At 43.9% G+C, this 8,898-nt stretch carries 6 protein-coding genes; 2 read left to right on the top strand and 4 right to left on the bottom strand.

Annotation, left to right across the window (positions count from 1 at the left end; all coding sequences use genetic code 11):
• Window positions 1–714 precede the first annotated feature (714 nt).
• Window positions 715–879, top strand: coding sequence for a hypothetical protein (locus tag IM477_RS10020; RefSeq protein WP_170915522.1), 165 nt, complete (start codon window positions 715–717; stop codon window positions 877–879).
• A gap of 178 nt (window positions 880–1,057) precedes the next feature.
• On the top strand, window positions 1,058–2,560 hold the full coding sequence (malQ, locus tag IM477_RS10025; protein ID WP_079209243.1) for a 4-alpha-glucanotransferase: 1,503 nt from the start codon (window positions 1,058–1,060) through the stop codon (window positions 2,558–2,560).
• A gap of 50 nt (window positions 2,561–2,610) precedes the next feature.
• On the opposite strand, the gene IM477_RS10030 is transcribed toward malQ, so the two are convergent.
• The 4 genes from IM477_RS10030 to IM477_RS10045 all read right to left on the bottom strand — a co-directional run bounded on the left by IM477_RS10030 (window position 2,611) and on the right by IM477_RS10045 (window position 8,620).
• On the bottom strand, window positions 2,611–3,036 hold the full coding sequence (locus tag IM477_RS10030; protein ID WP_287731588.1) for a hypothetical protein: 426 nt from the start codon (window positions 3,034–3,036) through the stop codon (window positions 2,611–2,613).
• Between the two features lie 132 nt (window positions 3,037–3,168).
• Window positions 3,169–4,095, bottom strand: a complete 927-nt coding sequence (argF, locus tag IM477_RS10035) for an ornithine carbamoyltransferase (RefSeq protein WP_287731589.1) — start codon at window positions 4,093–4,095, stop codon at window positions 3,169–3,171.
• A gap of 329 nt (window positions 4,096–4,424) precedes the next feature.
• Window positions 4,425–7,661: a tubulin-like doman-containing protein gene (locus IM477_RS10040; RefSeq protein ID WP_287731590.1), complete on the bottom strand. Its 3,237-nt coding sequence runs from the start codon at window positions 7,659–7,661 to the stop codon at window positions 4,425–4,427.
• A 2-nt stretch (window positions 7,662–7,663) separates the two neighbouring features.
• A complete protein-coding gene (locus tag IM477_RS10045) occupies window positions 7,664–8,620 on the bottom strand; it encodes a ribonuclease Z (protein ID WP_287731591.1) in 957 nt (318 codons plus the stop codon).
• Window positions 8,621–8,898: the final 278 nt, after the last annotated feature.

The raw sequence follows: 8,898 nt of genomic DNA on the forward strand, positions 1-8,898 counted from the left end.
AGAATCGTGGTTCAAAACCTTGCGTCTTCATCGGCCCGCGTCCTGTAGGGGCGAAGCATTCGGGCAATAACCTATCGGTGAAACCGTAGATTTTCTATCCGAATGCTTCGCCCGTACTTTTTCAGCAAGCCCTAACTAATCTCTACTGTCCCAACCGCTTCCTCGCCCCCCTCACAGAACCAAGCTGCTTCAGTGCCATCCCTCACCAAACAGCAGCCATCCGTCATATCTGAACTTTCCTCCAAATGGCAAAACTCTTAACCTAATGAAGTTTCGGCGATTTCATCTGTGCAATTGTCCCCCAAGTAATCTGATTATTTCCCCCTTATTCAACTATTCCGATTCTATCTCCGATAATCTCAAGCAATGAGGTTTTTTTCACAAAATTTAACGATTAGCCGACAATGAATCGCCGATGGTAGAAATATTCAGCGATCGCTAAGGTGATTAACGGGAGAAATTATAATCTTATCGATTTTAACCGTGCCACTATCCAAAGGAATAGATTGGATTTCTTGAAAAGACCGATGCGGGGAAATTACCGATCGATCACCCGAACTTTTTCCTTATCGGTAAAGATCGGGCGATTTGCATATTCTTGCTATTCCTAATACATCCGAGAGCGCCCGTCCTGTCGAATTTATCTTTAAACCCTAACTATCCCCGTACAATTATTAGCATATCGATCATAAACCTTGAGATAGGTTGCACGCCATGAGCGAATACCAATATTACGAATTCCAAGCTATCGATCGCCCCCTCACCCAAGAGGAAAGAGCGGCCATCAGCCAACTATCGAGCCGCGTCAAACCGACGGCAACGAGTGCCAGTTTCACCTACCCGGGTAACGTGGAACGTGATCCGAAGGAATCTTTTTAACTGGAAAGACGATCTGTTACGGTACGGCTGTAATGCCTGATTGTGTCCTATAGGTCTAATAAAGTTGTTAAGTATTGCCCTTATCGATCGAGATCGGGTTAGCTTGGAGATAGCAGTGAGCATTCAGCTTTAAACACTTAATAACTGCTAACCTAATCACTGATAAGGGGGTTTTTTCATGGCTTTTAGCCGTTCTAGCGGTATTTTGCTTCATCCCACCAGTCACCCCGGTCGTTACGGGATTGGAGAACTAGGTAGGGAAGCCTATCAATTTATCGATTTTTTGGCTCAAAGTGGTCAAAAACTCTGGCAAATTCTCCCTTTAGGCCCGACAGGGTACGGTAACTCTCCCTACATGAGTTTTAGTGCCATTGCCGGTAATCATCTCCTGATCAGTCTCGATATTCTTCGGGAAAAAAACCTGCTTAGTGACGCAGATTTAGAGGATATTCCCGATTTTCCCCTCGATCAAGTGGATTTTGATAAATTGATCGCTTGGAAAATTCCCCTACTTAGAAAGGCGGCGAGCAATTTTGTCAAGGGTTCTGACACAATTCTTTACAAACAGTTTGCCGGCTTTTGTGCTGGCAATGCCGATTGGTTAGAGGATTACGCCCTATTTATGGCCCTATCCCACGCTTACCCGGGTAAAGCATGGATGGAATGGCCGACAGAAATTCGCGAACGTCATTGGGGTGCGTTGGAAACACCGAAACAGGAGTTACAAGAGGAGATTTTTCTGCACAAATTCCTGCAATTTGAGTTTTTTGAGCAGTGGTTAGCCCTAAAACGCTATGCTAACTCCCTCGGTATCGAGATTATCGGTGATATCCCCATTTATGTCTCCCATAATAGCGCTGATGTTTGGGCAAATCCGCAGGTTTTCCGACTAGATACCCAAACCGGTAATCCCTTGGAAGTGGCCGGGGTTCCCCCAGATTATTTCTCAGAAACGGGGCAATTATGGGGAAATCCTCTTTATAACTGGGATTATCTCAAAAATACGGGCTTTGACTGGTGGGTACGCCGTTTAAAAGCGGTTCTTTCCCTAGTCGATATCATCCGTATCGATCATTTTCGCGGATTAGAAGCCTATTGGGCGGTGGCTTTTGGCCAGGAAAACGCCATTAATGGTCGTTGGCTGAAGGCCCCGGGTTATGATCTCTTTAATACTATTGGCGCTCGTTTAGGTAAATTGCCGATTATTGCCGAAGATTTGGGCGATATTGACCAAGCAGTCCTAGATTTTCGCGATCACTTTGCTTTCCCGGGGATGAAGATTCTCCACTTTGCTTTTGGGGGTGATGCGGGTAATCCCTATCTTCCTTTTAATGTCGAACGCAACTGTGTGATTTATACCGGCACTCACGATAATAATACTACTGTGGGCTGGTTTCAGGATAACGCCAATGACTACGAAAAAGCGCGACTATATCAATATCTTGGCGCTCCCAGTGGTCAGGGAGTGGCTTGGGATCTGATTCGACTGGCCTATAGTTCCGTGGCTAATCAGGCGATCGTACCGTTACAGGATGTGTTAGGTTTAGGATCGGATGCGCGGATGAATACCCCCAGTGTCGCAGAAGGGAATTGGTCATGGCGCTATCGTCAGGAAGCTTTAACCGGAGAACATAGCGAGAGATTGCGAGATTTAGTCAATCTTTTTGGCAGAAATCGTTAAATCTCAACCCTTTTGTCGAGACGTTACCCCTAACGTCTCTTTTTGTCCGGTTAATGTGGGTGAGAATTTTTTAGCAATCTTTGCCGGATGCGATCGAGATTTTCTTGACTATTGACGGGTAAATGGGGTAAGGGTAATTCTAAATTGGGCCAATTACTCAAATCATGGCAGGGACAGGATAAACCCGATTGGCCCAGCACTTCAATTGGTACGGGTATAGTACAACGAGCGCAGGGGTGAAATTCCCATTGAGGGGAAAGTAAGTCTTGGATAGTTTGTTGAGTACCTTCTAGGTAACAATCGCCACTTTGAGGATCAAGCATTTTTTGCCAACAATCTTCAAACTCCGACGAATAGCGATCAGCATTGAAAATTGGCAGCGGAAATAGCATAGCTTGGTTTTTGGGACAAATAACTTTTTTTCCCAATTGAAACCAATGGGCGAGATATTTTTTAACTGCGGAGGTGTCTGACATATAGTTTGTGTGGAGGCTGCCCTGATTATTGCTCTTACCATCAATCCTAGCGTTAACTTCCGGTGTCGGACAGGTCTTAGGATGATTGATGATCGAGTTTAATAATTATTTTAGGTAACTGAGCATCTGCAGCTAGATTAATCCCAATAAACTCACCATTAAAGCTTTTTGGGCGTGCATCCGATTTTCCGCTTGCTCCCAGACTTTTGATTGTACACCCTCGATCGCCCCGTCGGTAATTTCTTCGCCGCGGTGAGCAGGTAAACAATGGAGAATAATCGCGTCTTTGTCAGCGTGACTCATTAGCTGTTCATTGACTTGGTAGGGCTGAAAAACGGGAATTCGGGCATCAGCGAGGCTTTCCTGTCCCATACTCGCCCAGACATCAGTATAGACCACCTGAGATTCTTTTACGGCCGTAACGGGATCGTCGGTAATTAAGATTTTACTACCGGTTTTCTCGCCAATAGCCTGGGCGCTGGCGACAATTTCCCCATCGGGTTGATAGTTTGCGGGGGAGGCAACTCGCACATTTAACCCCATCAAAGCACCACCCAAGAGGAGAGAATTAGCGACATTATTGCCATCCCCGACATAGGTGAGGTTAATTCCCCGTAAAGTCTGAAAAGTCTCTTGGATAGTCTGTAAATCGGCTAATATCTGGCAGGGATGTTCTAAATCCGTTAAAGCGTTGATAATCGGAATGCGCGAGTAATTGGCAAAAGCTTCTAAATCCTCTTGTTTAAAGGTGCGAACCGCGAGAATATCGAGATAGCGATCGAGTACCCGGGCTGTATCTGCTAAGGGTTCCCCGCGCCCCACTTGGGTTACACTGGGATTAAGATCGATCACCTGTCCCCCTAACTGGTACATGGCGACGGTAAAGGAAACCCGCGTCCGGGTGGAAGCTTTATAAAATAGCAATCCCAAGACTTTTTTGCAGCTAGGGTTAAGAGTGCCAGCTTTAAGCTGTGCCGATAGATTGAGTAGGGCGCTGATTTCTTCGCTACTCATGTCGGTTATTCTTAAAACATCTCGTCCTTTTAAAGTGGCTACCATTGGTTTTTCTCTCGATAAACAGGGGTCTTGATTGGGTTTTATGGCAGTTAGCGATTAGCAAAAATCTTGAGTAAAGACCTTATTATAATCCAGTTTTTTCGCTATTAGGCAATTTTTCCCGAAAATTTTCATTTTGGGGGATGTTAGTCCAGCTAACACCCCCACTTTTTTTTGTTAAATTAGGTAGGTGTTAAAAATTGTCAGATTCCCCCCTTATCAAGGCGGCTCCCCCCGCCTATCGGCACCCCCCTTATCAAGGTAGATCCCCCCGCCTATCGGCACCCCCCTTATCAAGGGGGGCAGGGGGGATCAAACCCAAAATCTAATTTCTACTTAACTAATTTTGCCCCACACTTAGAACAAAAATTAGACGAGGGGGGATTTTTGTGTCCACAGTTACCGCAGATAATTAAAGCTGGGTTAGCCACTTCCGTCACCGAAGAAAGAGGAATTTCTCCACCGCTATCCAACTTATAGTTATCGATTAACTGCAAAATAATTGCATCCTCCCGTTTATATTCTGTACTATCTTTTCCTCCTGTCAACTCCTCGGAACGTTGTTGTAAATATTTGATAAAAGTCCGATACAAGGCTTGTTTTTTCTCCGGAGTGGCCGAATCCTGTAACTTAGCTGTCACCTGACTTTGAATTTTTTCCTTATCTTCGCGACAAGCTTTTACTTCTAACACCTGTACCGCATCTTCCCAACTGGTGGCGATATCGACTTTTTTTAATCCCGTTGCGGTTTTAATTTCATAGCGAATTGTTTTCTCATTAGTGACTCGATTGACTTCTGGAAAAAGCACTTTTAAAGCCCGGGCCGTCACCACCAATTGATAAATACTCGGATCTTCGGGAAAAACATCCCAGAAAGGAGGTTCCTTTTGGATATGCACGGGGATGGGTAAATCGCGATTTTCCCCCATTTGTTGGGCGCGTTTAGCGAGAATAAATTCTCCTTTCCAGTCTTGATAGGATTGCCGCAACTCTCTCATTCCATCGAGACAGCGTAGGGAAAAACCGCCAATTTCCTGCACGAAGACAAGACGATGTTTTTCCACTTCTGCCAAGGGTTTAATATCGTCTTCGTTGGGGATAAATTCCCGCAGTTTCGGAATAATTTTTTGGGCTGCCGGGTTATTGGTATTTCTTCCCCCAATCAGGGCAACATTTTGATTTAATTGGGGCGTAAAACCCGCATCTTTTCCCCGCAAAACCGCAGGGTTAAGCATAATTAGGGGTCGCGATTTTTGGTAGGCAATGCGAAGATTATTGATAATATCGGCATCGTTGTTATAGATTTTTAACAAGCGATCGCAAGCGGCTAATTCCCTCTGAATTCGACTACTAGCGGGGGCATTTTGTAGTAGTTGATTAGCTTGGTTTATGATAACTTGTTGAAAATCTCCTTGACGAATATCGGCAATCTCGGTGATGTCAAATAAACGCATATTTTCATCAGCGCGGCGCGTTTCTTTCCAGAGAGGGCTAGATTGCTTTAAAATCTCTTCTGAGAGGGGTAAACAAAGGTTATCCATACCTGTATTGTAGGCATTTTTGTTACCGGCAATCCCCGAAGCAAATTGTTCGATAAAGTCTTGATAAAGACTATTTAATTCTTGTCTGTCAAATAATTTAATCCCATTAATTAACAAAGCATCGGCACTATCGATCTGTTGATTAGCTTGGAGATTAAATAGATCGCGACTTTGAATTAATTTCTGACGAAAGCGATTAAAACGGCTTTCTAATTGATTTAGATGTTCCAGTAAACGATTAATAACCTCTACTCCTGCACCTCTGGTTTTTCGTTGAATATTGGCCATTAAACAGCCTTCCAATCCCGTTAAAGCTTGTTCACAATATTGTTCCATCTTATCTTTTTTCGAGATATGAATTTTATCTTTCAGATCATTAATTTCTGCTAAAGCTGTATCATATTCTCGTTGACGTTTACTTTCGTTTTGACTCCAAACCTGTTCTTGATCGCGACGGAATTTTTCCGCTATGTCGGTGAAGATTTGTCGTACTGAAACAATAAAACTCTCGGCAAATTTTACTCCACGGTTCCGATCCTCAAGGATATTATAAAACTCCATTTCTAGAGACTTTTTCCCCCGTTGAATAATTTCATCCCGGTTATTATAAATCTTTTTCAGGTAATCGCCGTGCAGCCGTTCATCGGGACTCAATTCTAGTAAATGATTGCGTTTAAATTCCTCGACTCTTGGCGTTAAATAATCATTAATAAATTGCAGAATTTTTCCCTGTTCATTGCCTAAAATATTAACACCCTGTTTGGTACAAGAGAGCCAATTATCTTGATTGATTTCCTGACGAGTTTCGTTAGTCCATTGGGAGATTATGGCAATTAAAGAGCGATCCTTGTCGGCACATAAATCCATAATTAATTCCCCTTCGCTCAAGCGCATTCTTTTGAGTATATCACCTCTTACTAACTCCAACATTTGAGCGGGTAAAATCACGGAATCATTCAGCCACCAATTAATTAAATCTTTGGCTAAACGTTCCGATAAAGAAGCACGAATTTGGGCAATAGGAATTTCAATAGTTGATAGCCCAAAACTCATAAATTGCTTAGGATAACCGCGACCCCCCGGGTCAGCTTGCGCCCAAGAACCCTTAATATTATCTCTAATGGAACGCTTATGGGGGGCAAAATCAGAGGTCATATCTAGGAAGATATTTTGGGCGATCATTTCCCGAATTTGACCGAGTTTAAAATCACCTTCTCCGTTTTTTGTCCCCACTAAATAGGTAAAATCAAAGGGGGGTAATTTACTAACAACTTCATCGACCAAACCACTGCTAAACTGTTGATGATATTCGGTTCTGTAGTCAGAAAAGTAATTTAATTCCATCAAGGCAGCGTAACCATTAGCCAAAACTCGATCGCCGACACTAATCCCCGCAAATGCTTCAGGAGTGGGAACAATTGCCGTACTCAAAGGACTACTTTCCCCTCGTAACCAATTACGAATACAGTAGCCTATATCGATTAACATTCCGCTACCCGTACCACCGTTTAAAGACCCCGTAGTAAAGACATTAATGGCACTATTACTAACTTTAATTCCATAGCGATCGAGCATAAAGTTTTCTTGTCCCTTTACCCGTCTCACCGCGTCCAGAAATTTCCTTTGAATCTCATGATAATTACAAAATAAAGCAAAACGACCACAGGCGCGAATTTGTCCCGCTCCCGCTTCTAGGGAAGTAATATTTCTCTCTAATTCCGGGGGAAACCAACTATTAATCCAGGGATATCTATCCATGTCAGATACCATCTCCTGTACCTGTTTTCCACTCACCCGGGACCAGTGTTTTTCGTTATCTTTAAAAGCACTGCCCGCAGCTTCAGGATTACTGATTTTATAATCCTTATCCGTGTCAACCACCAAAAAGCTGACAATCGGAAAATTACTCAAACTGCCATAACTTTCCTCGATTAAGCGACGCAATCGCGATAAAATTTCGTTACCCGTGCCACCAATACCCACTAAAACCGTGGGAACCATGCTTTTTTCTTCTACTGCTGCTGGCATAATTATTTAACTCCTAAGGCCATTTCTTGACGGTTGCGGGGGACTTCGTAGGTGAGGAAATCGTAGGCTAATTTAGTGTTAGGAAAAATCGCCCGCGCTTCCTCTAACAGATTGGAAATATCCAGAGAATTACCCGGTAGATAACGGGGGCTAAAATGGGTCATTAATAACAATTTTACCTGGGCTGCCAAGGCCACCTGGGCTGCCATCGTTGAAGTGGAGTGAACACTTTCAAAGGCTAACCCGGCATCTTGGTGAGCAAAAGTCGCCTCATGAATTAGCACATCTGCATTCTGTGCCAATTCGATCGAGCCTTCACAGAAAATAGTATCGGTACAATAGGCAATTTTACGGCCGATTTCCGTTTCTCCGCAGAGGGACTGACCGCGAATTTTGCTGCCATCGGCGAGGGTGACAGTTTCCCCTTTTTTCAGCTTGCCGTAAATTGGTCCGGGGGGAATACCCAAAGCGTTGGCTTTTTCCACATCAAAACGTCCTGGACGGTCTTTTTCGGCGATGCGATAACCGTGGGCGGGAATACGATGTTTTAATAGCTGACAGGAGACGGTAAATTCTTCATCTTCGTAGAGTATGCCAGGGGAAATGGCATGGACGCGCACCCGATTAGCCAAATTAGTATAGGAATACTTAGCACAAGCGCGCAGATAGTCCCCTAGTCCGGGGGGTCCGTAGATATCAATATCCTGAGCAGAACCGGCTAATCCGATACTGGCTAACAATCCCATTAAACCAAAGATATGATCCCCGTGCATATGGGTGATAAAAATGCGTCGGATTTGGGAACTTTTCAGGTCGCTACGCAGTAACTGGTGTTGAGTTCCTTCTCCACAGTCAAACAGCCATATTTCCGCCCGTTGCGGCAAACGAAGGGCGATACTAGAGACATTGCGGGAACGAGTGGGAACCCCAGAACTGGTTCCTAAAAAAGTAATCTCCACAGGATAGCTGTCAGGATAGAGGATTCTTTTTCTAGTCTAGGCTGTTTTGATCGATTTCTCGATCGAATTGCTGCTTTTCTCTATTTCTTGACTTGGAAACAGGAAATCCCCTGATTTTGACCTAAGTAGTCGTGCAAAATTAATTTCCTAGTCGAGACTCCGAGACTCCGAGACTCCGAGACTCCGAGACAGCTATCAGGGATCAGATTTAAACCTCTTGCATAATTAATTTTTGATGGTTCAAAAACGGCAAAAATAAGGATTAAATTGCATAAAAT

Origin of the sequence: Microcystis sp. M090S1, from assembly GCF_020246295.1 — a bacterium.
Lineage (GTDB): Bacteria > Cyanobacteriota > Cyanobacteriia > Cyanobacteriales > Microcystaceae > Microcystis > Microcystis aeruginosa.

Bases quoted from the DNA above. Each gene is read 5' to 3' on its own strand.
- IM477_RS10020 (WP_170915522.1), top strand. From the start codon at position 715: ATGAGCGAATACCAATATTACGAATTCCAAGCTATCGATCGCCCCCTC.
- malQ (WP_079209243.1), top strand. From the start codon at position 1,058: ATGGCTTTTAGCCGTTCTAGCGGTATTTTGCTTCATCCCACCAGTCAC.
- IM477_RS10030 (WP_287731588.1), bottom strand. From the start codon at position 3,036: ATGTCAGACACCTCCGCAGTTAAAAAATATCTCGCCCATTGGTTTCAA.
- argF (WP_287731589.1), bottom strand. From the start codon at position 4,095: ATGGTAGCCACTTTAAAAGGACGAGATGTTTTAAGAATAACCGACATG.
- IM477_RS10040 (WP_287731590.1), bottom strand. From the start codon at position 7,661: ATGCCAGCAGCAGTAGAAGAAAAAAGCATGGTTCCCACGGTTTTAGTG.